Origin of the sequence: Dactylosporangium vinaceum (assembly GCF_019904175.1) — a bacterium.
GTDB lineage: Bacteria > Actinomycetota > Actinomycetes > Mycobacteriales > Micromonosporaceae > Dactylosporangium > Dactylosporangium vinaceum.
Map to the genome: position 1 here is coordinate 665433 of NZ_CP061913.1, position 22615 is coordinate 688047.

Sequence of the window (22615 nt, forward strand, 5' to 3'; positions counted from 1 at the left end):
GGGCGTTCGAGCCCGGTGAGGCGATGGGTGTGGCCGAGGGCTCGGCCGGGGCGCAGGGCGTCGAGGTCGACCGGCTCGTCGGCGGCGGCTCGGACACGGAGCTCGACGGCGATTCGGCGCCGGCCTTCTCGCCCTCGTCCGTGGACTCCGACGTGGCCGCGGCCGCCGCCGCGACGACAGGTGCGACCGACAGCTCGAACCTGGACGTGAGCCCGGCCGAGGATGTGCCGGACGGGGGTCGGGGGAACGCTTCAGGCGCCGGGGATCAGGGGCCGGCTCGGCCGGTCGGCAGCGGCTGATCGCGTGGGTGGGCCGGCGCCGGCGGTGGCCGCGGTACGCAACGCGGTCCGGCGCAGCCTGAGCGGCTTGCCCTCTTCGGGAGGAGAGGAGCCGGGCTCGGTATCAGCTCCGGGCTCCCGGCCGGGGGCGTTCGCGGATCAGCCGCGGGCGCTCGACCCGGCCTCGGCGAGGGTCGGTCCGGGCGAGACGCCGCCGGCCGGGAGTTCGGCCGCGGGTCTGCCCGCCGGGGGCACGGTGCTCGTCGCCTGCTCCGGCGGGGCGGACTCGCTGGCGCTGGCGGCGGCGACGCTGTTCGTGGCGCGGCGGATGGGGCTTCGCTGCGGGCTCGTCACCGTCGACCACGGGCTGCAGGAGGGCTCGGGCGAGCGGGCGGCCGAGCTGGGGGACTGGGCGGTGGAGCGCGGGTTCGCGCCCGTCCAGGTGCGCAGCGTGCGGGTCGGTGCGGCCGGGGGACCGGAGGCGGCGGCCCGGGAAGCGCGGTACGCGGCGCTCGAGGCGGCCGCTGTCGAGCACCGGGCGGCGATGGTGCTGCTGGGGCACACCCGCGACGACCAGGCCGAGACGGTGCTGCTCGCGCTGGCCCGGGGATCGGGGCCGCGCGGGCTGGCCGGGATGCCGCAGCGGCGGGTCCGCAACGGCGTCGTGTTCGTCCGGCCGCTGCTCGACGTCGGCCGGGCCGAGACCCGTGCGGCCTGCGCGGCCGAAGGACTCGTGGCCTGGGAGGACCCGCACAACGTCGACGCCTCCTACGCCCGCGCGCGCGTCCGGCCTATCGTCGCCGCGCTCGGCGCCGGGGTGGTCGCCAACCTGGCCCGCACCGCCCGCCTCGTCGGCGCCGACGCCGACTACCTGGACGGCCTGGCCGCCGACGCCCTCGAGAAGGCGCTCAGCGACGGGGGCGGGCTGTCGGTCGTCGAGCTGGGCCGGATGGCCGGGCCGATCCGGACCCGGGTGCTGCACGCCTGGGCCCTGCGGCTCGGCGTGCCGGGCACGGACCTCGCCCTCCGGCACGTCGACGCGCTCGACGCGCTGATCGTCCGCTGGCACGGCCAGGGCGCGGTGGCACTGCCGGGCGGTCTCGCCGTGACCCGCACGGGCGGGCTCCTGCAGACCTGTCGCTGAACCCGCGCGGCTCGCCTGCCCGGCCGACCCGGGCTGCGGCGGCGATCGTCGCTTGAACACCGCACCGCTGCCTTTTCGGGCTCGCGTCGCACCGTTCGTGATGCCGTCGGCCCGGCCAAGTGCGCCGGCCGTTGCGTCCGCCGGCGGCCCCCGCCGGACCCGCGAGGTGGTGGTGTGGGGTGTCGGCGGGGGCGGATCAGTGGTCCACTGCGTCTTGGACGGTGGGGACCGGCGGTGGAGGGTGGGGCACGTGGAGTACGACATCCGGCGCTCTTCGGTTTTTGCTCCTCGCGGGGTGGTGGCGACAAGTCAGCAGCTGGCGGCCGGTGCGGGGCTGGCGGCTCTGCGGCGGGGCGGGAACGCGGTCGACGCGGCAATCGCGGCGGCTGTCGCGCTCACGGTGGTGCAGCCCGGGTCGAACGACATCGGTGGCGACCTCTTCGCGCTGATCTGGGACGGGGAGCGGCTGCACGGGCTGAACGCCTCCGGGCGGTCGCCGCGATTGCTGACGCGTGAGCTGGTGCTGGAGCGCTCCCCGGGTGCCATGCCGGATCGGGGCTGGCTCTCCGTGACCGTGCCGGGAGCGCCGCGGGGATGGCGGGATCTGCACGCCCGGTTCGGGTCGCTGCCGTTCGCCGAGCTGTTCTCCGACGCGATCGAGTACGCCGAACGCGGGTACCCGGTGTCGCCGCGCACGGCCGCCGGGTGGCGGGTGGCCGCCGAGCAGGTCTATCCGGGGCTGGTGGGGGCGGAGTTCGCGGAGTGGGAGCGGGTGTTCACGTTCGGTGGGCGGGCGCCGCGAGCCGGGGAGCGCTGGGCGAATCCGGAGGCGGCGCGGACGCTGCGTCGGATCGCGGATACCGACAGTGACGACATGTACCGCGGGGAGACGGCGGCGGCCATCGTCGCCCACGCCGAGCGGACCGGCGGGCTGCTGCGGGCCGACGACCTGGCCGGCCACGCCTCGGAGTGGGTGGAGCCGATCTCGGTGCGGTACCGCGGGCACGAGGTCTGGGAGCTGCCGCCCAACGGGCAGGGGATCGCGGCGCTCATCGCGCTCGGGGTCCTGGACGGCTACGAGATGTCGTCGCTGCACCAGCAGATCGAGGCGATGAAGCTGGGGTTCGCCGACGCGCGCGCGTTCGTGGCCGATCCCGAGGTCGGCGGGCCGGTCCGGGAGCTGCTCGAGCCCGGGTATCTGCGGGGACGGCGGGCGCTGATCGGGGAGCGGGCCGGGCGGTACGGGGCGGGGGAGCCGCAGCGGGGCGGGACCGTGTATTTGTGTACGGCCGACGCGGCCGGGCGGATGGTGAGCCTCATCCAGTCGAACTACATGGGGTTCGGGTCGTTCGTGGTGCCGCCCGGGACCGGGCTCGGGCTGCAGGACCGCGGGGCCGGGTTCGTGCTGGCCGAGGATCACCCGAACGTGGTCGGGCCGGGTAAGCGGCCGTTCCACACGATCATTCCGGCCTTTCTGACCAGGGGTGGCGAGCCCGTCGGGCCGTTCGGGGTGATGGGCGGGCACATGCAGCCACAGGGGCACGTCCAGGTGGTCCTGTCGACGGTGGACGGGCGGCTCGATCCGCAGGCGGCGCTCGACCGGCCGCGGTGGTACTGGGGGCGCGGGCTGGAGGTGCAGGTCGAGCCCGGCCTGGCCGGCTCCGTCGACGAGCTGCGACGGCGCGGTCACGCGGTGTCGGTCGCGGCCTCGCCGGAGGTCTTCGGCATGGGGCAGGCGATCTGGCGGACCACTCAGGGTTACGTCGCCGGCTCGGAGCCGCGGGCCGACGGGTACGCGGCCGGGTATTAAGTAGGCATTAAGCAGGGAGACCGGTCTCTCATCGGGGCCACCCCCCCCGTCGAATCGGGGCCGCCGATAGTGCAGGCTTGTCGCATGGCCGACGGCACCACCTGGCATTCGTCCGACATCGACCACGTGATCGTCAGCGAGGAGCAGATCCGCGACAAGACTGCGGAGCTCGCCAAGCAGGTGGCGGCCGACCACGCCGACGCCGAGTCGGTCCTCCTCGTGGGCGTGCTCAAGGGCGCGGTCATGTTCATGGCGGACTTCGCGCGGGCGCTCGGGCGGGTCGGGCCGCCGGTGGAGCTCGAGTTCATGGCGGTTTCGTCATACGGGCAGGGGACTACCTCGTCCGGGGTCGTTCGGATCCTCAAGGACCTGGACCGGGACATCGCCGGGCGGCACGTCATCGTCGTCGAGGACATCGTGGACTCGGGTCTGACACTGTCGTGGCTGCTCAAGTACCTGGAGAGCCGCTCGGCCGCCCGGGTCGAGGTGGTGGCGCTGCTGCGCAAGCCCGACGCGCTCAAGGTGAACATCCCGGTGCGGTATGTCGGGTTCGACATCCCGAGCGAGTTCGTGGTCGGCTACGGGCTCGACTACGCGGAGCGGTACCGTGACCTGCCGTTCGTCGGGGTGCTCAAGCCGTCGGTGTACGGGCGGGGCTGAGCCGCGGTCGCCGTGCGCGGCGCCGGCCCGGCCGGAGCGCCCACGGCCCGTCGCGCATAGTCGACTTTCCTGAGAGTCTGCTGAGAGCCTCTCCTCCGCGGCCGACGCCGATCCGCGACTGTCGGTGTCACGGTGTACCGTCAAATGGTCGCAAGCGTCAACTGAGCCCATACCTTGGCGGCGCTTTCGGCACCGCACCGGAAAAGTGGGTCCGGTGTGGTCGACGGCCTTACGGATGGAGGGGCCGGGCGCCGAGTGCGTCCGACGACAACATGGAACGTACCCGTTTGTTCCGCCGGCCGGTGGTCTGGATCCTTTTGGTGATCATCGGTGCCATCGTGCTCAGTTCCTTCTTCACATCCGGCCCGAGCTACACCAAGGCGGACACGTCTCTGGTGCTCGACCAGCTCCGCAGCGGCAACGCGAGCAAGGCTGTGATCCAGGACAAGGAGCAGACGCTCAACCTCGATCTGAAGAACAAGATCAAGGTCAAGGGCACGGAGACCAACAAGATCCAGGGCCAGTTCTCCGCGCAGAGTGCTGACGAGCTGCAGAACGAGCTCAGCAACCTCAAGTCGCAGGAGAAGCTGGGCGACTTCAACGTCAACGTCACCCAGGACAACATCTTCATCAGCCTGCTGATCAACCTGCTGCCGATCGCGGTGCTCGTCGTCCTCCTGCTGCTGTTCATGTCGCAGATGCAGGGCGGCGGCTCCCGGGTGCTCAACTTCGGCAAGTCCAAGGCCAAGCTCATCTCCAAGGACACCCCGAAGACGACGTTCGCGGACGTGGCCGGCTCGGACGAGGCCGTCGAGGAACTGCACGAGATCAAGGACTTCCTGCAGGCCCCGGCGAAGTACCAGGCGCTCGGCGCGAAGATCCCGAAGGGCGTGCTGCTCTACGGGCCGCCCGGAACCGGTAAGACGCTGCTCGCGCGGGCCGTGGCCGGCGAGGCGGGCGTCCCCTTCTACTCGATCTCCGGCTCGGACTTCGTCGAGATGTTCGTCGGTGTCGGTGCCTCGCGTGTGCGTGACCTGTTCGAGCAGGCCAAGGCCAACGCGCCCGCCATCGTGTTCGTCGACGAGATCGACGCCGTCGGCCGCCACCGCGGCGCCGGCATGGGCGGCGGGCACGACGAGCGCGAGCAGACGCTCAACCAGCTGCTCGTCGAGATGGACGGCTTCGACACCAAGGGCGGCGTGATCCTGATCGCGGCGACCAACCGGCCCGACATCCTCGACCCGGCACTGCTGCGCCCCGGCCGCTTCGACCGGCAGATCGCCGTCGACCGGCCCGACATGGAGGGCCGCAAGGCGATCCTCCGGGTCCACGCCAAGGGCAAGCCGTTCACCCCCGACGTCGACCTCGACTCGGTGGCCCGGCGCACGCCCGGCTTCACCGGTGCCGACCTGGCCAACGTGATCAACGAGTCGGCGCTGCTGGCCGCCCGCAACGACAAGCGGGCGATCACCAACGACTACCTCGAAGAGGCGATCGACCGGGTCATCGCCGGCCCGGAGCGGCGCACCCGCGTGATGAGCGAGCACGAGAAGAAGGTCACCGCATACCACGAGGGCGGTCACGCGCTCGTCGCCTGGGCGCTGCCCCACTCAGCGCCGGTGCACAAGGTGACGATCCTGTCCCGCGGCCGCTCGCTCGGGCACACGCTGGTCCTGCCCACCGAGGACAAGTACACGCAGACCCGCTCCGAGATGATCGACACTCTGGCCTACGCGCTGGGTGGCCGGGCCGCCGAGGAGCTCGTCTTCCACGAGCCGACCACGGGCGCCGGCAACGACATCGAGAAGGCGACGGCGCTCGCCCGCTCGATGATCACCGAGTACGGCATGAGTGCCAAGCTCGGCGCGGTGAAGTACGGCACCGGCGACGGTGAGCCGTTCCTGGGCCGCACGATGGGCCACGAGCGGGACTACTCCGAGAAGGTCGCGGCCGAGATCGACGGCGAGATGCGGGGCCTGATCGAGGTCGCGCACGACGAGGCGTGGGAGATCCTGGTCGAGTACCGCGATGTCCTCGACAACATCGTCGAGGAGCTCATGGAGAAGGAGACCATCTCCCAGGCCGACATGACCCGGATCTGCGCCCGCGTCGTCAAGCGCCCGCCGATGTCGCCGTTCAACGGCAACGGCCGGCGCCGCCGGGCGGCCGGTGACAGCGGGGCCAACGGCTCCGGGGTCACCTCCCCGGCCGGCCTCGGTGGCGACGACCACGTGCGCATCGGCGGTGGCGAGACCGCGGACGGCACGCACTGAGCGAGTTCAGCGGCACCGAGCCCGACACCGATGACAACGGTGCCGGGCTCGTTGCCGACCGGGAGCTGGACCACGTCGCCGCCCGCCTCGTCAGCGGCAAGCTCGGCGGCGTCGAGGTCGAGCGCAACATCGACCTGAAGCGCATCGAGGACGCGGTCCGCGAGATCCTCATCGCCATCGGCGAGGACCCCGACCGCGACGGGCTGCGCAAGACGCCGGCCCGGGTCGCCCGCGCGTACGCCGAGCTGTTCGCCGGCCTGCGGGTCGACCCCGCGCAGGTGCTCAGCACGAGCTTCGAGGCCGACCACGAGGAGCTCGTGCTCGTGCGCGACATCGAGGTCCAGTCGATGTGCGAGCACCACCTGCTGCCGTTCCACGGCGTCGCGCACATCGGCTACATCCCGGGCGCCGACGGCCGCATCACCGGCCTGTCCAAGCTGGCCCGGCTGGTCGAGGTGTACGCCCGCCGGCCGCAGGTCCAGGAGCGCCTCACGTCCCAGATCGCGGACCTGCTGATGAGCCGGCTCACGCCGCGCGGCGCCATCGTCGTGATCGAGTGCGAGCACATGTGCATGTCGATGCGCGGCATCCAGAAGGGCGGCTCCCGCACGATCACATCGGCGGTGCGCGGCATCCTTCGCGACGACGCCAAGTCCCGATCCGAGGCCATGGCGCTCATCATGCACAGTTAGATTTCGCGGGTGTACCCCCTGTGGCCGATCCCGGGCCGCAGGGGGTTCGCTGTTTCACAGGAACAGGATCACGCCACCGAACACCAGCACGGGGACGAGCGCCAGCAGGCTGATCACCATCCCGAGGGCCGGTGTGCGGGACGTGGTCTGGCGGGTCATCGCGCCGATCGTGAGCCAGCCGAGGCCGAAGGAGACGGCCGGAAGTACCAGAGCACAGGGCAGCGCCAGGAGACCGGCGCCGGTGAGCCGCTCGCTGGCGAGCAGCGCGGGGATCTGGACGATGGCGGCCAGGAGCGCGAACGCGAAGTAGACGCCGGCGTTCACCCACACCCGCCGGTTGGACGCCGCCTGCCGCCCCGGCGCCGCCAGCTCCGCCTCAGAGCGTTTCAGACCGGCCGCGGCCATCCTGAGGGCCGTGGCGACCCGGCCCGGGATCGACTCCGGCACCGGCATGTTGAGCGGGCGCACGACCCCGGTGCCGACGATGCCACCCGGCCCGGACACCGGCACGCCGCTTATCGGTCCGGTGTGCTGCGTCGGCGGGACACTGCGCGGGGCCACCAGGGGGTAGCCGCCGGTCACCGGGCCGCGCGGCGCCCCGGCCACGGCCGGCGTGCCGGGCATCGCCGACGCCGGCCCGCCGGAGACCGGGGGCACGCTCAGCGGCGGCCGCGGCGGCGCGCTGACCGGCGTGGTCAGCATGCGCTGCCCCTGCGGCCAGGCACCGGAAGCACCCATGAGCGCGGGCGACGGGGGCGGCGGCGGGGCCATCGGGGCGCCCCGGCGCGGGTCGAGCGGCTGCCCGGCCCCGGTGAGCGCGGCGTGCGCGGCCTGGATCTCCGGCCACGCCGGCCGCAGCTCCAGCGGCCGCCCGCCCGCCTCGCCCGCCACCTCGGTCAGGTAGGCCTCATGGTGGGCGAGCTTGGCCCGGATCGCAGTCAGGTCCTGCTGGGCCGCCTTGAGCGCGGTCTTGTGCTCGGCCACGACCGCGATCACCTCGCGGCGGACGGCGTCGAGGCGCTGGCCGGCTCCCACGTACTCCAGCCAGGCCGTCCGGCTGGCCTCCCCGACCGGGGCCGGCGGGGCCGTCCAGGGCCCGCTCAGCTGGGCGCAGACGCGGCGGACGAGCTCGACGGGCGGGTCGGGGTCGAGGTATACAGGGGCGTTGAGCCGGCTCGGCCCGGTGCCGGTCCCGGAGAACGTGGCTCCGGGCGGATCGCCCACCCACGCGTGCGGGTTGCGGATCGCGATCTGGGTGGCGTGCGGCAGGGGAGCCTGCGTGGTCTCCTGCGTCAGCGGCGGTGGCGGCCAGCCCGCCGCGATCAGGTGCAGCCGCCCGGCCGGCCCGGCGTGCGCGAGCTGCGCGATCCGGGCCAGGTCGCGCCCCTCGGTGAGCTCGGGCAGCGAGGCGATCACGAGGAGCAGTGTCGGCGTCGGCGCCGGGCCGTCGCCCCGCGTCGCGAGCCAGCGTTCGCCTTCGTCGAGTACACCGCGAAGGCCCGCAATGTCCGTCGCCGGGGCCGGCATGATGGCATCGATCCCGGTGAACCAGCCGAACGTGGGCCCGTCGACCACCGCGTCGATCGCCCGGATGCGCACCGACCCCGGCGGCGACGACGCGAGCAGCCGCAGCACCAGGCTCCGCAGCAGCCCCGCCACCCGCGGATCCCGCGCGTCGGCGTCGACAGCGATGTGCCCGGCCCGCAGCAGCGGCACGATGACCGGGAAGCGCGCATCATCCAGCGGATGGGCCTGGCCGACGCGCACGAACGTGGGCGGCAGCGGCCCCCCGAGCGGCGTGGCCGGCGCCATGGCGTCCAGCTGCGCCCCGAGCCACCCCGGAGCCAGCATCGCCGCGTTGGCCCGCAGCCCGGCCGCCAGGTCATGCTGCTCCGCGTACTGCTCGGAGGGGGCGGCGTTGGGGGAGTACTTCTCGAGGATCGGCCCGGCGGCGGCGATCAGCGCAGCGGTGTGCCGATGCTGCGCAGCCGCTCGCTCGATCCGTGCCCGCAGGCGTGCCACCGTGCCCCTTCCGATCCAAGCAGTTGCGGGAACGGTAACGCAGACAGCCTTTCTCGTCAGCAGGCACACTGCCGCCGGCGCATAGTCGCAGGTCTCGGGGTTGCCCCGGAACCCTCCGGCGCGGGAGTGGGCCGCCGGGGTGCTCTGCCGCTAGCCTTTGAGCGTGGACCCATCGATTCCTCAGGAGCCGGGCGTTGATCAGGGGCGGTCTATACCGCGCTCCCGGACGGGCGAGAACGAGGTCCTCGAGGGCGAGGTCATCGACAGGGGCGTCCCGCTGGGCCGACCTCAGCCGGGGCCGCCTCCGCCGCCCCGGGCTGCCAAGGACCCGAAGCAGCGCAAGCGGACCCGCCGTACGGTCCTGTGGACCCTGCTGGGAATCTTGGTGTTCGTCTTACTGAGCGGTGTCGGGTTCGGCATCATCTACTACGACAAAGCCACAAAGCCAAACACAGACACACCAGATGCGGCACTCGAAGGGTTTCTAGATGCGCGCTTCAACGGCGCTCGACCGGAACGCGTTCAGCAGCTGATCTGCCGGTCTCCGAACCTGGGCGAGTTCGATGAGTTGGTCAAGGTGTTGGAGGCGAGTAAAGCCCAGCCTGACGAGGCGATCGAGGCTCATGCGTCCGCGCTCGATTTTAAGTATCCGTCGAAAGACAAGACTGAGATCGAGACTGACCTAGTACTGACTTCCGGACCGCAGAACCATGCCAGCTTCGCCAAAGAACGCTGGCATTTCGACGTTGTGCGTGAGGACGGGTGGCGGGTGTGCGGCGCGCATCGTCTTAACTGACAGTTATTCCGCCCAGAGCAGATGGATGGGTACCTCTAGCGTTTTGGGGGGTTGGCCGCTCCAGGCCCACCGGTACCATTCGATCTCGCGGCAGACGCGGATGCAGATGTCGCCTTCGGCGCTGTTGTACGCCTCGGTGACGGCGCGCAGGTCGCGCTGATCGCGGCCGGTCTTGTCGTCCGGGCCGGGCACTCGGACGACTCGCAGGCCGGTGATCGCCTTGACGTCGCGGGCCGCCCGCGGGGGGCGTCCCGGTGGGGCGTCAAGCGATACCAGCGTGAGCTCGGCGGATGCGGTGATCGTGCTCGAGACCCGCTCGACCCAGACCCGCTCCAGGGGTACCAGCGGGGCGAACACCTCGGTCTGCTCGGACTCGGCGCGGTACCACTCCTGCTCCGGCAACGCCGGCACATAGGTGCGGCTGGCCTGCACTACCGCGTTGTCGATGCGGATGTCGCCCCGCCAGCCCAGGCCGGGAACACCGACGACGGCGCGGCGGCCGCGGAGGTCCCGCAGCGACGACGCGGCGACCATCTCGATACCGGCCGGTGTTCGCGCCGAGTCGCCGGCCAGCAGATCCCAGTCGGGGAAGTCTGAATCCCCGGGTAAATCGGTCACGGCTTCATTCCCAACGGCGCACCCATCTGCTGCATGAACGGCACTGGGTCGATTGCGCCATTGTTGCTCGGATCGCTGTTGCGATGGACCTCGAAGTGGACGTGCGGGCCCGAGGAGTGGCCGGTGGTACCGGTGAATCCGATCTCCTGGCCCGGGGCGACGTGCTGGCCGACGACGACGCTCGGCTGCTTCACCATGTGGCAGTAGCGCGTGAGGAAGCCGTTCGCGTGCTGGATCTCCACGTACCAGCCGCAGCCGAGCACCGACGGCGAGCCGTCGCGCCCGCAGCCCCAGTCGGTGCCGTTGGCCAGGTGGGCCTGGCAGCGCACCTTCACCACGATGCCGGCGGCGGCCGCGCCGATCCGGGTGTACCGGTCGACGATGAGATCGACGCCCTGGTGGGTGGGGCGGTCGGCGGTGCGGAAGCCCGAGCCGACCTCGGCCACCACGGGGACCGTCCAGCCGGACGCCGCGATCTGATTGCCGGTGACGCACTGCAGCGTTGTCGAGCCGGCGGCCGAGCGGGCGGCGCCGCCGGTGAGCGAGTTGACGACGGTGCTCGCGAGCTGCTCGTGTTTGGCGTACGCGTCCGGGTATGCGCTGCGCTGCACCTTCTGCGCGGCCTGGGTGAGGCTCATCCGCTCCCAGCCGGGGATTGTCACCAGCTTCTCGTAGAACTTCCGCGCGGCGTACTGCGGGTCCATGATCTGCTCTGGCGTGCCCCAGCCCGTGCTCGGCCGCTGCTGGAACAGCCCGAGCGAGTCGTGGTCGTTGCGCGAACCGAGGTACTTCAGGTTGACCAGGCTGGACTCCTGCATGGCCGTGGCGACCGCGATCACCCATCCCCGCGGCGGTACCTTCAGGTCCTGCCCGACCCGCACGATGACCGCGGCGTTGCGGACCTGCTCCTCGGAGAGCTCGCGGTGGCTCGGCATGTTGGCGGAGACGTTGACGAGCTGCCCGTCGCCGCAGCCGATGTCGTAGTTCTGGGTGTTGCGCTTGGCGTCGAAGAAGAACGCCACGGCCGCGCCCGCGCAGCACACGAGCAGCAGCGCCGCGCCGACCACGGCCAGCAGCGCCGGGCCGATGAACCTCGTCCGCCTCGGCTCCTCGAAGTCCTCGTCCCCTCCGATGACGCTCACGCCACCTCCCAGTCGAGCGAGGTGACCTGCCAGCGCCCGCCCGCGACCTGCAGCCCGAGCACGATCGTCCCGCCCTCCGCCGGGATCCGGGCCACTGTCGTGCCGCCGTTGGCCTGCAGCTGCGTGGCCCCGGTGATCGTGGCCGTCGGTACGTCGGCGGGATCGGTCTCGGCGAGCGACGCCATCAGCTCCGTCGAGGCGTCCGGCTTGAGCCCGGCCCGCCACTGATCACCGGTGACCCCCGGCTTGCGCACCCACGCGTTGGCGAACCGGGTGGCCACGGTCGCCGCGTCGGCGGCACCCTTGCTCAGCGACGGCGCCGCGGCGACCGACTCGTCGACCCCGTCGTCCCCGAGCGAGCTGAAGGGGTCAGCCGATCTCGGCACCGTCGCCACGGTCGGCCCGATGGCGTCGGTGGCCGAGCTCCCGCGCCCGTTGTCGAGCACGGTCCGCCCGAGCGTGACGATCACGAGCACGATCACGAGCAGGACCAACGCGATGCCGTACCGCGTCCCGAGCAGCCGCAGGGCCGTCCGCATCGCCGCCTACCCCGGCAGGCTCGCCGACTCGGGCCGGCGCGCGGGCCCGGTCGTGGACCGGGAGGAGTCGTCCGAGCCGGGTCGGTAGATCGAGTACGACGGCGCGTTCTCGGCCGGTAGGTCGGGCTCCTGCCACGTCGGCTCGCGCCGCTGCGGCGCCTGCTGCTGCCCGGCGCCACTCCGGTTGCCACCCGTCTCCGGCCGCTCCACCGGGACCCCGGCGCCGCTGCCCGCCGAGACAGTGTCCTCACTGCGCGCCTCGGGCCGCTGCGAGCTGTACACATCGCCGCCGCCGCGCTGGGGTGCGGGCTCCTTCGTCCCTCCGGCGTCGACCACCTTGAGCGCCGCGGCCGCCCGCACGTCCCGCATGAACAGCCGGTGCCAGCCTCCGGCTGACGTGATCGCCCGCGTCGAATCCTTGCCGCCGAGCTGCGTGATCCGGCGGTACGGCCTCAGCAGAAGCCACCCGACGACCCCGGTGAGCCAGATCAGGATGACCTGAAGCCAGGGGGCCAGCGCGGCGGTGAGGATCTGGGAGACGGCGAACAGATAGACAGCCGAGCCGGTGCCGAAGATGATGATGTTGAAGATCGCCGCGATGACCGCGTTGCCCAGTCGCCGGAGACCGGCATTGGCCGGTCGCAGAAGCCCGATGGTGCCGAGCATCGGGGCGGCGATGACCGCCCAGCGGAAGAGCAGGAACCCAAGGAGTACCAACACTGAAGCCGTGATGTCGAACAGCGCAAAGAAAAGGGCCGAAAGAATCGCGAGGAATCCCGCACCGACGCGGTCCATGCCTTTCGTCCCCTGCAAGTGTTGGTATGCTTCCGGATCTTCGATCCTAATCCGCTCTGCTATTTCTTTCCAGCGGTCACTCTTCTGCTGAATCTTTTGGGCCCGGAGGTTCGAAGTCTCCAGGGGCTCACCCTTGGCCGCGTGTTCTTCGTTCTTGGCGCGAATGGCCGCCTCGGATGAGCGGATTTCGTCAATTTCGGCCCAGGTAAATGACCTTGCATCATACAGTGCTGGTCCGTATTTTGCAGCTGAAGGACTATCCGCCGATCCGAGTGTTCCCCGAAGCCAGTTTTGATAGAGCAATCCGTCGGTGACGGCGTCGCTGGCGCGTAGTGCTGGAGTTCGGTGATCGACGCATGATTCGGGATGCCTTTGGCACAGAGGTGAGTCACTCTTCTTCTGCTCCACCGGAGGGCCGACGGCATCGTGAATTAGGCCAAGGCTTGATGTAAGCGTTTTGTCGGCAAGGTGCGCGGACCAACTCGGCCACGCCGCCAGAGCACTCATAAGGACCATGACGAAGATGGCCCAGCCCGCGGTTGTCATCGCGTTGGACATGTCCGACTGTCGTGATCTCCAAAGAAGGTAGAGTCCAACGATAGCGAGCGTTATGGCGCCAAATGGAGTGAATACCCGATCGTAAATTGCTTGAGTTGTTCGGTCGACCATTGGGTCAGCCCAGCCCCACATGTAAGAAGCGTCCCAGGCGCGCTCGCGAAGGGCGTTCGATGCACCGAGGATCGACGTTGCCATGACGAATTCGCCGTTTGCAACAGTGTTCTCGAATTCGGCACTGGGATTCGTTACTGTGGCTGCGCATTTGAGGTCGTATGTGTTGAAATCGTAACCAGCATAACCGTATCGCGAATACCGGCCCATAATGCTGTCGCTCTCGGCAGCGGTTGGATGCTGCGCAAACCAGCCAGCCATGCCGGAATCCGGACTGTCTGGGAGCGGTGCGTCAAGGCAGCTTGCCTTGCCGGCGATATCACTTTTTAGGCTGGCAGCGCAGTCATCAAAGTTGCCTAGTTGCTGCCATTCTTCGAGGCTGCAGAGCTTGTCGCCAGGAGCGTACGCCGTAGGAGAGGCTGAAGCAGGAAGCATCGGGCCGGCGAAGAGAGTGGCCACGGCCGTGACGAGGACCACGGCCACGTACACGGGTAGGCGTCTCACCGATCATCCTCCGCGTCGTCGTCAGGGTGGAGGTCCACAACCTCGCCGCGGACCGCGGTCCCCGAAGGGATGCCGCCCGGCGTGGTGTCCAGGTACTTCAACAACTCCGGCACATACGAGACGTCGATGCGCACCTTCTGCACGCGCCCGTCCACGTCGCGCATCACGAATTCGCGGAAGCCGAGCCGGGAGGAGGAGCTGGTGTCGACCTGGGAGAGTGCGGCGAGTGTCTGCTCGTAGCCCACGTCGGTCGGCACCCGTAGCAGGCGCAGCGCCTCGGCGGCGATCTCCGTGTCCTCGGCGATGCGGCCCACGAAGACGGTCGAGACCAGGTTCTGCACGTCCAGGCCCAGGATGTCCTTCGGGTTCTGGGAGGCCACCAGCGCGGCCAGGTTCCACTTGCGGGAGTCGCGGGCCAGGCGGACCAGGAAGGAGCGGCCGGAGCGCCAGCCCTCCATGAAGTGGGCCTCGTCCAGGCCGACGAGTTTGCGCTGGGACATGTCGCCGCCGTAGCAGCGGCGGACGGCCAGGCGGTGGGCGGTGTGGAGCATGGGCAGGGCCAGGGACTCCTCGGCCGACCAGTACTCGCGCTCGATCTTCAGGTCCGGCAGCCGCAGGCCCGCCATGGTGATGACGGTCAGCGCGGCGTCGGCGCCCAGGAGGCCGGGCGGCGGGGACCCGAAGAAGAGCATGGCCAGGGGCATCTCGGCGGTGTCCAGGAGCAGGTTGCCCAGCTCCAGGGCGTCGTGGTCGCCGGTGTCGCGCAGGGCCCGGATCACGTCCTCGAGCGTCGAGGACTCCTCGGCCGGGACCTGGCGGACGGCGTGGCGCAGCATGGTGGCCGTCGATGCCTCGCGGGCCACCTGCGGCGGGACAAGCATCTGGCAGATGTCCTGGACGAGCATGCGGCGCTCGGCGCGGGCGTTGGAGATGGCGATCTCGAACTCGCGGTCGCCGGGCGGGCCCGGTGCGTAGTGGGCCCGCTGGGGGGTCGGGATCAGCGAATACGGCGCGAGTGTGCCCTGCTCCGAGCCGGTCAGGTTCAGGACGCGGGAATACGGTGCCAGCTCCGGCATCCGGCACAGGCGGGCCAGCGGGCCGGACGGGTCCAGCAGCGTCACCTGCGCGCCGCGGCGGGCGGCCAGGTAGCCCAGGGCGCCCATGAGCGTGGACTTGCCACCGCCGGGCTCGGCCACGAAGACCGCGAGGCCGGAGCGCTCGCGGACCTCCATCGGGAAGTGTAGATCCAGGAAGACCGGGCGGCGGGAGGTGCCGGCAGTGCGCCCGATGAGGTCGCCGCGGCGGTCGCCGACGGTGGAGGCGGCCTGGGGCAGCGCCGCGGCGAAGAGCTTGACCGGCATGCGGCGCAGGTAGCCGGTGTTGGCCAGGGGCTCGCCGGGGATGAACTCGCGGGCCAGCCAGTCCTGGTTCTTCGGGTGCTGGAGGGCCACGCGCATCTCGCGGGAGTACATCTGGGTGAGCTTGCGGGCCCGCTCCAGGCACTCCTCGCGGGTGCGGCCGCCGACGGCGATGCGGTGCCAGCCGTGGGCCCGCGACGAGTCGACGGGCAGGCCGGTGCTGATCTCGTCGCCGATGGTGAGGGCGCGCTTGGCGAGGCGCTCGAGCTCCGGGGGCGCGTCCATGCCGTGCTCGCTGTAGTCGGCCTGCTGCGAGCGGATCAGGCGCAGGCGGTGCTCCAGGTTGCGGAACGAGTCGCCCGGGCCCAGGATGTCGATCCGCGACGAGAGCTCCATCGGCCACGACAACCGCTCGTGGAAGTGCAGCCAGGGCTCGTGGCGCTCGGGGATCTCCAGCGGCTCCATGCGCCCGACCGTGAGCACGGCGACGTGGCGCTCCTCGCCGGTCTGGCGGTTGACGAGCTTCACTGTCGAGCCGTACGGCGTGCGGTAGCGCTCCACCTCCTCGGTCAGCGCGAGGAGGTCGCCGCGGTCCCAGGAGCCGTCGAGGGAGTTGATGTGCCCGGGCGGCGACATGCAGAGCGCCACCGAGCGGTACAGCAGCCACTCCAGCTCGAACGCGGTGACCCGCCGCCCGCGCATGCCGAACGCGCCCAGGACCTCGTCGAACTGCTCGACGGTGCGGGCCATGCGGCGCCGCTCGGCGTCGGCGACCCCGCGCTTGAACAGCGAGCCGATGCGCTCGGCGAACGTGTCGCCGAGGGTGCGGCGGGCGAAGGCGATGCCCAGGTAGGTCTGGCCCTCGGCGTGGTTGATCTGCTGGAGGTGCTTCTGGGCGGCGACGAGGTGGTCGGCCCAGGTGGGCCCGCCGGCGCTGGGCAGCGGGTGCGGCGTGTTGCCGTCGACCACGCGGGCCCACTGGTCGGCCGGGAACGGCTTGGTGGTGCGCCGCAGGTGCAGCCGGAAGCCGGCCAGGCCCGCGTACTGCTCGGAGATCGCCGACAGCAGCGCCTCCCGCTCGGCGTCCGGGCGGAACGCCCAGCGCACCTCGGGCAGCCAGTACCAGGCCGTGACCGTGTTGGGCGTGAACGTCAGGTGCCCGGCGATCTCGGTGATCGCCAGGTCGATCGCGGCGCTGCGGTCCTTGTGCTTCGGCTTCGGGGTGCGCTCCAGCGGCGTCCGGCGGCCGCGCTGCGGCGGCGGGAGCGCGCGCGGCGGGCGGGGCGGCTGCTGGGCCGGGACGGTGCGCGCGGGCGCGGCCCGTCGCGTGGGAGGTGGCGGCGGCGGGGCGGTGACCGCCTTGCGCGGCGGCGCGCCGGCGGAGCTGGCCCGCCCGCCCGGAGCCCATTCCGGGGGCCGCGGGGCGGCGGGTCCACCGCGCGCCCGCCGGTCCGGCTGCTCCGCCCAGTTGTCGTAGGGGGGCCGGTCACCGGCGGCAGGGGGCTGCGCGGGCCGGTCACTGATGGCGGGCCGGGTGACGTGGCGCTCCCCGTGCGCGGTGCGCGCCGGGTCGCCGCCGGGTCCGCCGCGGGGGATCGCCCGCTTCGGTGCGCGCAGGTCCTCGGGCGCCCGTGGCGCACCCGAGGAGGGCGTCGCGGAGATCGGGATGCCGGAGATCGGCTCCAGGGCCAGCGGCCGCTCGCGGGCCGGGCCCCCGGCGGGCGGCTCGTCGAACAGCCCCAGGAACGGCGAGTCCACGTCGGCCGCCGGCGCCCGGCGGCCGTTGCCACCGTTGGTGCCGTTGCCACCGTTGGCGCTGTTACCGCCGTTGGTGCCGTTGCCGCGCGCGGCGGCCGGGCCGGTGCCGCGGAACTGCGCGACCCGGCCGCCCTCGGCCAGCGCGCTCAGACCGCCATCGTAGTCGGTTGACAGCGCAGCGTCATCATCGATGTCCGCGCGGTCTGGAAAGCCCCCGGACTTGCGGGGAGGGGGAGTGCTCATACGAGATCACCGGTGAGTTCCGGGCGGATGCGCACCTTGGACCCGACCAGGCGGGCGTCACGCTGCTCGGAGCTGGGCTCGCGAGTGTGGCGCCAGTCGGTCAGGGCGGTGCGGACCACCATGCGGGCGGGTCGATCGGGGTCGACGTAACGGAAGATCAGCGACGTCGCCACGATCGCGAGTGCGATCTCGTAGGCGGGGAAGTAGTCGACGTGCAGCGTGATCAGGTAGCGGATGAACATGAACAACGGCACCAGCAGCGCGAACACCCCGTACTGCGCATAGGGCAGCTGGATCGGCAGCGTGTATCCGGGCGGGCCGAGGTAGACCAGCCGAGCCCGGTAGATGTCGTCATCGGTGCGCAGGCGCATTGGGGCCTGTCCTTATTGACCAGGGAAGATCAGCTTGACCAGCTGCCCGCCGAAGAAGAACAGCGCGCCGGCGCCGAGCACGAAGGCGATGCCGATGATCGCGATCGCTGAGCTGGTGAGGACCCGCGAGACCTCGCCTTTGCTCGCCCGGCCGATGAAGATCACTCCGAGCACCGCGAGGAGGATCGGCACGATCTTGGTGCCGAAGAACCCCACGATGGCGTCGGTGTTGATCGTCTGCGGTGGTTCGGTTGGGGTGGGTGCGAAGGCGATCGCATCCACGGTGTGCCGGGCCGTGCCCCACACAGCCTGGCCGATCTCCATCAACATCATCAAACCTCCCCGGAGGCGCGGCAGGCGAGTTGCATGCCGCGCGTTAAGCGTCGCCGAAAAGACGACCCGGCGGTACAACCCCGGCTGCTGTGTCGCTCTCCAGCGGAACCTTATCCGGGCGTTTGCCCTGCTAAATGCCCATTGTCGGGTTTAACCGTCCGAATAACGTTCACTTGCAGAGAGTACGTGGCAGTCCGGTGTCCAACAAGCTGACCGGTTCGAGGTCAGTGTGCACAGTGTGCCTCGTGAGACCGGTTCACCGCGCCCCCCGTAGGGTTGTCGCAGGTCGCCACCGAGCGCTCGCGGTGAGTTGAGTACCTTCATTCAAGTGATGGTCTTGCGACGTTCAACGCCCGTGGTGATGGGCGTGCTCAACGCGACCCCGGACAGCTTCTCCGACGGCGGGCGCTACGCGGACCTCGACGCCGCGGTGGCGCACGCGCTGCAGATGACGGCCGAGGGCGCCGACCTCATCGATGTGGGCGGGGAGAGCACCCGCCCGGGCGCCGAGCGGATCGACGCCGAGACCGAGGCGGCCCGGGTGCTGCCGGTCATCCGGGCGCTGCGGGCCGAGGGTGTCGCCATGAGCGTCGACACCACCCGGGCGGCCGTCGCCGCGGCCGCGCTGGAGGCCGGGGCCGAGCTGGTCAACGACGTGTCCGGGGGCCTGGCCGACCCCGACATGGCCCGGGTGGTCGCCGACGCCGGCTGCCCCTGGGTGCTCATGCACTGGCGGGGGCACTCCCGGCGGATGGCCGATCTCGCGGTGTACGACGACGTGGTGAAGGAGGTGTCGGCCGAGCTGCTGTTGCGCGTCGACGCCGCCGTCGCGGCCGGCGTGGCCCCGGAGCGGATCATTCTCGACCCGGGCCTGGGCTTCGCCAAGAAGCCGGAGCACACCTGGCGGCTCGCCGCCCACCTGCCCGACCTCATCGCGCTGGGCCACCCGGTGCTCGTCGGCTCGAGCCGCAAGTCCCACCTGGGCCGCCTGCTCGCCGACGCCGAGGGCCGCGACCGCCCGACCGAGGACCGCGAAGCGGCGACGATCGCCACCACCGTGCTCGCCGTCGCGGCCGGTGCCTGGGGCGTGCGGGTGCACGAGGTCCGTGGGAACGTTGACGCGATACGGGTGTGGCAGGCGACGAGGGCGGCAGCGTGAAACCGGACCGTATATATCTGCGCGGCCTGACCGTGAAGGGCCACCACGGCGTCTTCGACTTCGAGCGCCGCGAGGGCCAGGACTTCGTGATCGACGCCGAGCTCGAGCTCGACCTGGGCCCGGCCGCCGCCTCCGACGAGGTCACCGACACCGTGCACTACGGCGAGCTGGCCGAGAGCCTGGCCGCCGTGGTCGCCGGAGAACCGGTCAACCTGATCGAGACCCTGGCCCAGCGCCTGGCCGACGTCTGCCTGGCCGACGGCCGGGTCCGGGCCGCGACGGTCACCGTCCACAAGCCCCAGGCCCCGATCCCGCTGCAGTTCAGCGACGTCGCCGTGATCATCCGGCGGGAGAGCGACAGGGATGGCAGGGGGCCGTCGTGAGCACGGCGGTGCTGGCCCTCGGCAGCAATCTCGGTGACCGCGAGGCCAACCTGCGCGCGGCCGTCGAGGCGATGCAGGATCTCGTCCTGGTGGTTTCCGGGGTCTACGAGACGCCGCCGTGGGGTGACCCCGACCAGCCGCACTACCTCAACGCCGCCCTGCTCGCGGCCGATGCGGGCGCCGGCCCGGCGGACTGGCTGGCGACCGCCCACCGGCTCGAGGACGCGGCCGGGCGCGTGCGCGACCCGGCTCGCCGCTTCGGCCCGCGTACCCTTGACGTTGACGTGATTGCTGTGTGGGACGACGACGGAGCGCCGGTGACGTCCGGCGACCCGGAGCTGACCCTGCCGCATCCGCGCGCCCACCTGCGGGCGTTCGTGCTCCGGCCGTGGCTCGACATCCAGCCGTACGCCCAGCTGCCGGGTCACGGATGGGTCAACGACCTGATCCGCGCCGACGAGGTCGCCGGTGACCTCGCCGACCTGCGTCCACGAGTTGACGTCCACCTCGATACGTGATCTGGAGCGGAAAGCGATGGCCACGCCGCCACCCGTAGACCCCAACGTCAGCGGACCCAACGGCCCCAAGGGCCGGATGGAGCCCACCCGCCCGGCCACGCTGGTCATCGCCGCGCTCTTCACCACCGCGCTGGCCTGGATCGCGATCAGCAACTTCTGGAACAGCCTGCCCACGCTGCCCTGGCTGCCTCCGCTGACCCTGATCGGCCTGGCCATCTTCGAGGGCATCGAGGCGTACTCGACCCGCAACCGCATCCTGCGCAAGGAGGGTGCCGGCCCGCTGCAGCCGCTGGTGATCGCCCGCTACGCCGTGCTCGGCAAGGCGTCGGCACTTGTCGCGGCGCTGTTCGGCGGCATGTACATCGGCCTTGCGTCCTGGCTGCTCACCCAGCGCGGGGTCCTGGCCAAGGTCTCCGAGAACCTGCCGCAGGCCCTGCTCGGGGTGGCCGCCTCGATCGTGCTCATCGCCGCCGCGCTCTGGCTGGAGCGGTCCTGCCGCGTGCCCCCGAACGGCCGGGACCAGGACCTGCCCCGGCAGCAGCGGGGCCCCGCGGGCTCCGACCGCGCGTCGGACGACCAGAACGCATAAAACGCCTCAAACGCAGATTTCGTACCGCCGGGAAGTACGGAATCCGCCGCTTTTCGATGTGACGACAGCCAGGTCGTAGCGCCAGTGTTCGCCGTCGCGGCGGCGGGCCCCGGGACCCGGCGGGCGAAACCCGGCCGATCGGTGCAGGATCGGCGAGAGGCAGGGTCTGTCGCTGGTCACCATCCGCGGTTATCGTGCGACGCGTACCCGTCGGCTGGCAGGAGGCGCGCGCCATGGCGTACGACGACTCGCGGTTCCGCGGTGAGCCCGGATTCCGGGAGGAGCCCGACTTCCGGTCGGGCGGCGTGCCCGAGGATGCACCGACGCTCGGCGTCGTCAACCAGTCCGTGTACACCCCGGGCAGCTTCCCCGTCTCGCCGGCCTACGGCTCCCCGGCCGCCGACGAGCCGGTCGGGCGCCGCCGGGCCCCGACCACCCAGCAGCTCGGCGACGTCTTCGACGATCCGGAGCACGGCGAGCCCGGCCGCGACCGCTTCGCCGTGCACGCGCTGTGGGAGCTGGTCCTGCTGCTGACGGGCGGCGCGCTGCTGTACCTCCTGCGCGACGCCAGCCCGGCCGCCCTGCGCGGTGCCGAACTGCACGCGCTGCTGCTTTCCGGCGCCGCGTTCGGCCTGATCACGGTGGCCATGGGGCTCTCGCTGCGGGCCGGCGCGCCGAACCTGGCCGTGGGCCCCGTCGCCCTCGCCGCCGCGCTGTTCTTCGCGGCCAACTCCAACCGCGGCCTGCTCACGACCGCCCTGATCACCGGCCTGGTCGCGCTCGGCGCCGGCGTGGTCATCGCGGTGGTCGTCGTCGGCTTCCACGTGCCCGGCTGGGCGGCGAGCCTCGGCGGTGCGCTCGCGCTCATCGCCTGGATCGCCGATCAGCCCGACGCGAAGCTCGTCGCCGGCGCCTACGACCCGCACGGGCACGCGCTCTGGTGGGCGATCGGCGTGGCCGGGCTCGCGATCGGCGGCGGCGCGCTGGGCCTGGTCCGGCCGCTGCGCCGGTCCCTCGGCCGGTTCCGCCCGGTCCGCGACCCGGCCGACCGGCGCGGGGGCGGCGCGGCCGCATTCACCGGCTTCGCGATCGCCGGCTCGGCCGTGCTCGCCGCGGCGGCCGGGGTGCTCGTCGCGCTGACCGACCGCGGGGTGGCCGCGGCCGGGGCGACCGCCTCGTTCGGGGGCTTCACGGTCTCCGTGCTCGCGCTGGGTGCGGCCCTGGCCGGCGGCACCTCCGCGTTCGGGCGGCGCGGTGGCGTGCTCGGCACCGCGCTCGCCGTCGTGGTCGTCACGCTGCTGCTGCGGTACACCCAGGCCGAGGGTTGGAAGCTGCAGCCGGCCGCCCTGGCCGCCGGGGCGATAGGCATCGGCCTGGTGGTGACCCGGCTGGTGGAGACGTTCGGGCGTCCGCGCACGGCCCGGGAGATCGCCGAGGACGCGCCCTGGACGCCGCCGTCGATCACGCCGCCGCAGCCGGAGCCCGAGGACAACTGGTCGCCGCCGTCCAGCCGGACCGGCGGCTGGACCCCGGGCGCCTACGACAACACCGCCTACGACAGCACCGGCTACGGAAACACCGGATACGGAAACACCGGCAACGACACCCCGCGCGGCTCCGACCGCGGCTGGGGCGTCGAGGAGCGCTGGGGCACCAGATAGTCTGGTGACCATGGCCGAGGTCACCCTGGAACAGCTCGACGCCCTTCCCACCGAGGAGCTGCGCGACCGGGCGTTTGCCCTGGCCCGCCAGAAGCGCGACATCAAGTTCTTCTGGGACCTGTTCACCCACGTGACGCACAGCGACGACGACACCCAGGACGGCTGGATCGGCTCGCTCGACGCGACGATCGACGACGCCGTCGCGCTGTGGCGCGAGGCCACGAGCCACGAATACGGCGAGCAGGAGCCGCTCGTGCGGGCCGCTTTCATCGACTACATCATGAAAGCCGACAAGTAGTA

Annotated in this window: 20 protein-coding genes; 12 read left to right on the plus strand and 8 right to left on the minus strand. The window is 71.5% G+C overall.

The window, feature by feature from the left end:
* The first annotated feature begins 516 nt into the window (after positions 1 to 516).
* The 5 genes from tilS (at position 517) to folE (ending at position 6857) form a co-directional block, all read left to right on the plus strand.
* Positions 517 to 1422 carry a tRNA lysidine(34) synthetase TilS gene (tilS, locus tag Dvina_RS03040; protein ID WP_246656482.1) on the plus strand — a complete coding sequence of 302 codons (906 nt, stop codon included), beginning with the start codon at positions 517 to 519 and terminating at the stop codon, positions 1420 to 1422.
* A gap of 250 nt (positions 1423 to 1672) precedes the next feature.
* Positions 1673 to 3232, plus strand: coding sequence for a gamma-glutamyltransferase family protein (locus Dvina_RS03045; protein ID WP_246655991.1), 1560 nt, complete (start codon positions 1673 to 1675; stop codon positions 3230 to 3232).
* Between the two features lie 84 nt (positions 3233 to 3316).
* Positions 3317 to 3892 (plus strand): hypoxanthine phosphoribosyltransferase, encoded by a 576-nt coding sequence (gene hpt / locus Dvina_RS03050; protein WP_223100851.1) that lies wholly within the window; start codon positions 3317 to 3319, stop codon positions 3890 to 3892.
* 272 nt (positions 3893 to 4164) lie between these two features.
* Positions 4165 to 6165: an ATP-dependent zinc metalloprotease FtsH gene (gene ftsH, locus Dvina_RS03055; RefSeq protein ID WP_223100852.1), complete on the plus strand. Its 2001-nt coding sequence runs from the start codon at positions 4165 to 4167 to the stop codon at positions 6163 to 6165.
* A gap of 65 nt (positions 6166 to 6230) precedes the next feature.
* The gene (folE, locus tag Dvina_RS03060; protein WP_223105280.1) at positions 6231 to 6857 is read left to right on the plus strand and encodes a GTP cyclohydrolase I FolE; all 627 of its coding nucleotides are present in this window, start codon (positions 6231 to 6233) and stop codon (positions 6855 to 6857) included.
* Between the two features lie 54 nt (positions 6858 to 6911).
* Here folE and Dvina_RS03065 read toward each other — a convergent pair whose 3' ends face one another.
* Positions 6912 to 8879 carry a hypothetical protein gene (locus Dvina_RS03065; protein ID WP_223100853.1) on the minus strand — a complete coding sequence of 656 codons (1968 nt, stop codon included), beginning with the start codon at positions 8877 to 8879 and terminating at the stop codon, positions 6912 to 6914.
* A 163-nt stretch (positions 8880 to 9042) separates the two neighbouring features.
* Between Dvina_RS03065 and Dvina_RS03070 the strand changes: the two genes are divergently transcribed.
* A complete protein-coding gene (locus Dvina_RS03070; RefSeq protein WP_223100854.1) occupies positions 9043 to 9675 on the plus strand; it encodes a hypothetical protein in 633 nt (210 codons plus the stop codon).
* Positions 9676 to 9678: 3 nt separating this feature from the next.
* On the opposite strand, the gene Dvina_RS03075 is transcribed toward Dvina_RS03070, so the two are convergent.
* Genes Dvina_RS03075 through Dvina_RS03105 form a run of 7 tightly spaced genes read right to left on the minus strand, consistent with a single transcriptional unit; the run spans position 9679 to position 18005 of the window.
* Positions 9679 to 10293 (minus strand): hypothetical protein, encoded by a 615-nt coding sequence (locus Dvina_RS03075; protein WP_223100855.1) that lies wholly within the window; start codon positions 10291 to 10293, stop codon positions 9679 to 9681.
* Positions 10290 to 11426: a M23 family metallopeptidase gene (locus tag Dvina_RS03080; RefSeq protein WP_379993158.1), complete on the minus strand. Its 1137-nt coding sequence runs from the start codon at positions 11424 to 11426 to the stop codon at positions 10290 to 10292. The genes Dvina_RS03075 and Dvina_RS03080 overlap by 4 nt, the downstream gene beginning before the upstream one ends.
* A gap of 5 nt (positions 11427 to 11431) precedes the next feature.
* Positions 11432 to 11974, minus strand: coding sequence for a hypothetical protein (locus Dvina_RS03085; RefSeq protein WP_223100856.1), 543 nt, complete (start codon positions 11972 to 11974; stop codon positions 11432 to 11434).
* A 6-nt stretch (positions 11975 to 11980) separates the two neighbouring features.
* Positions 11981 to 13897 (minus strand): MFS transporter, encoded by a 1917-nt coding sequence (locus Dvina_RS03090; protein WP_246655992.1) that lies wholly within the window; start codon positions 13895 to 13897, stop codon positions 11981 to 11983.
* 41 nt (positions 13898 to 13938) lie between these two features.
* Positions 13939 to 17301, minus strand: coding sequence for an ATP-binding protein (locus tag Dvina_RS03095; protein ID WP_223100858.1), 3363 nt, complete (start codon positions 17299 to 17301; stop codon positions 13939 to 13941).
* On the minus strand, positions 17298 to 17672 hold the full coding sequence (locus tag Dvina_RS03100; protein ID WP_223100859.1) for a hypothetical protein: 375 nt from the start codon (positions 17670 to 17672) through the stop codon (positions 17298 to 17300). Before Dvina_RS03100 ends, Dvina_RS03095 begins: the two co-directional genes overlap by 4 nt.
* Before the next feature lie 12 nt (positions 17673 to 17684).
* A complete protein-coding gene (locus tag Dvina_RS03105; RefSeq protein ID WP_223105282.1) occupies positions 17685 to 18005 on the minus strand; it encodes a hypothetical protein in 321 nt (106 codons plus the stop codon).
* 331 nt (positions 18006 to 18336) lie between these two features.
* Between Dvina_RS03105 and folP the strand changes: the two genes are divergently transcribed.
* From folP to Dvina_RS03135, 6 genes are all read left to right on the plus strand, one after another.
* Positions 18337 to 19164, plus strand: coding sequence for a dihydropteroate synthase (gene folP, locus Dvina_RS03110; protein WP_223105283.1), 828 nt, complete (start codon positions 18337 to 18339; stop codon positions 19162 to 19164).
* Entirely contained in the window at positions 19161 to 19547 is a 387-nt protein-coding gene (folB, locus tag Dvina_RS03115) for a dihydroneopterin aldolase (protein WP_223100860.1), read from the plus strand. Before folP ends, folB begins: the two co-directional genes overlap by 4 nt.
* Complete coding sequence (folK, locus tag Dvina_RS03120; protein ID WP_223100861.1) at positions 19544 to 20065, plus strand: 2-amino-4-hydroxy-6-hydroxymethyldihydropteridine diphosphokinase; 522 nt, start codon at positions 19544 to 19546, stop codon at positions 20063 to 20065. The genes folB and folK overlap by 4 nt, the downstream gene beginning before the upstream one ends.
* Before the next feature lie 16 nt (positions 20066 to 20081).
* Positions 20082 to 20654 (plus strand): DUF3180 domain-containing protein, encoded by a 573-nt coding sequence (locus tag Dvina_RS03125; RefSeq protein WP_223100862.1) that lies wholly within the window; start codon positions 20082 to 20084, stop codon positions 20652 to 20654.
* Positions 20655 to 20848: 194 nt separating this feature from the next.
* Positions 20849 to 22315: an ABC transporter permease gene (locus tag Dvina_RS03130; protein WP_223100863.1), complete on the plus strand. Its 1467-nt coding sequence runs from the start codon at positions 20849 to 20851 to the stop codon at positions 22313 to 22315.
* Positions 22316 to 22325: 10 nt separating this feature from the next.
* The gene (locus Dvina_RS03135; protein ID WP_223100864.1) at positions 22326 to 22613 is read left to right on the plus strand and encodes a hypothetical protein; all 288 of its coding nucleotides are present in this window, start codon (positions 22326 to 22328) and stop codon (positions 22611 to 22613) included.
* Positions 22614 to 22615: the final 2 nt, after the last annotated feature.

Excerpts from the sequence above, each read along its gene's own strand:
- Dvina_RS03095 (WP_223100858.1), bottom strand. The coding sequence starts at position 17,301 with ATGAGCACTCCCCCTCCCCGCAAGTCCGGGGGCTTTCCAGACCGCGCG.
- Dvina_RS03100 (WP_223100859.1), bottom strand. The coding sequence starts at position 17,672 with ATGCGCCTGCGCACCGATGACGACATCTACCGGGCTCGGCTGGTCTAC.
- Dvina_RS03085 (WP_223100856.1), bottom strand. The coding sequence starts at position 11,974 with ATGCGGACGGCCCTGCGGCTGCTCGGGACGCGGTACGGCATCGCGTTG.
- ftsH (WP_223100852.1), top strand. The coding sequence starts at position 4,165 with ATGGAACGTACCCGTTTGTTCCGCCGGCCGGTGGTCTGGATCCTTTTG.
- Dvina_RS03135 (WP_223100864.1), top strand. The coding sequence starts at position 22,326 with ATGGCCGAGGTCACCCTGGAACAGCTCGACGCCCTTCCCACCGAGGAG.
- Dvina_RS03125 (WP_223100862.1), top strand. The coding sequence starts at position 20,082 with ATGGCCACGCCGCCACCCGTAGACCCCAACGTCAGCGGACCCAACGGC.
- Dvina_RS03105 (WP_223105282.1), bottom strand. The coding sequence starts at position 18,005 with ATGATGTTGATGGAGATCGGCCAGGCTGTGTGGGGCACGGCCCGGCAC.
- hpt (WP_223100851.1), top strand. The coding sequence starts at position 3,317 with ATGGCCGACGGCACCACCTGGCATTCGTCCGACATCGACCACGTGATC.
- folP (WP_223105283.1), top strand. The coding sequence starts at position 18,337 with ATGGTCTTGCGACGTTCAACGCCCGTGGTGATGGGCGTGCTCAACGCG.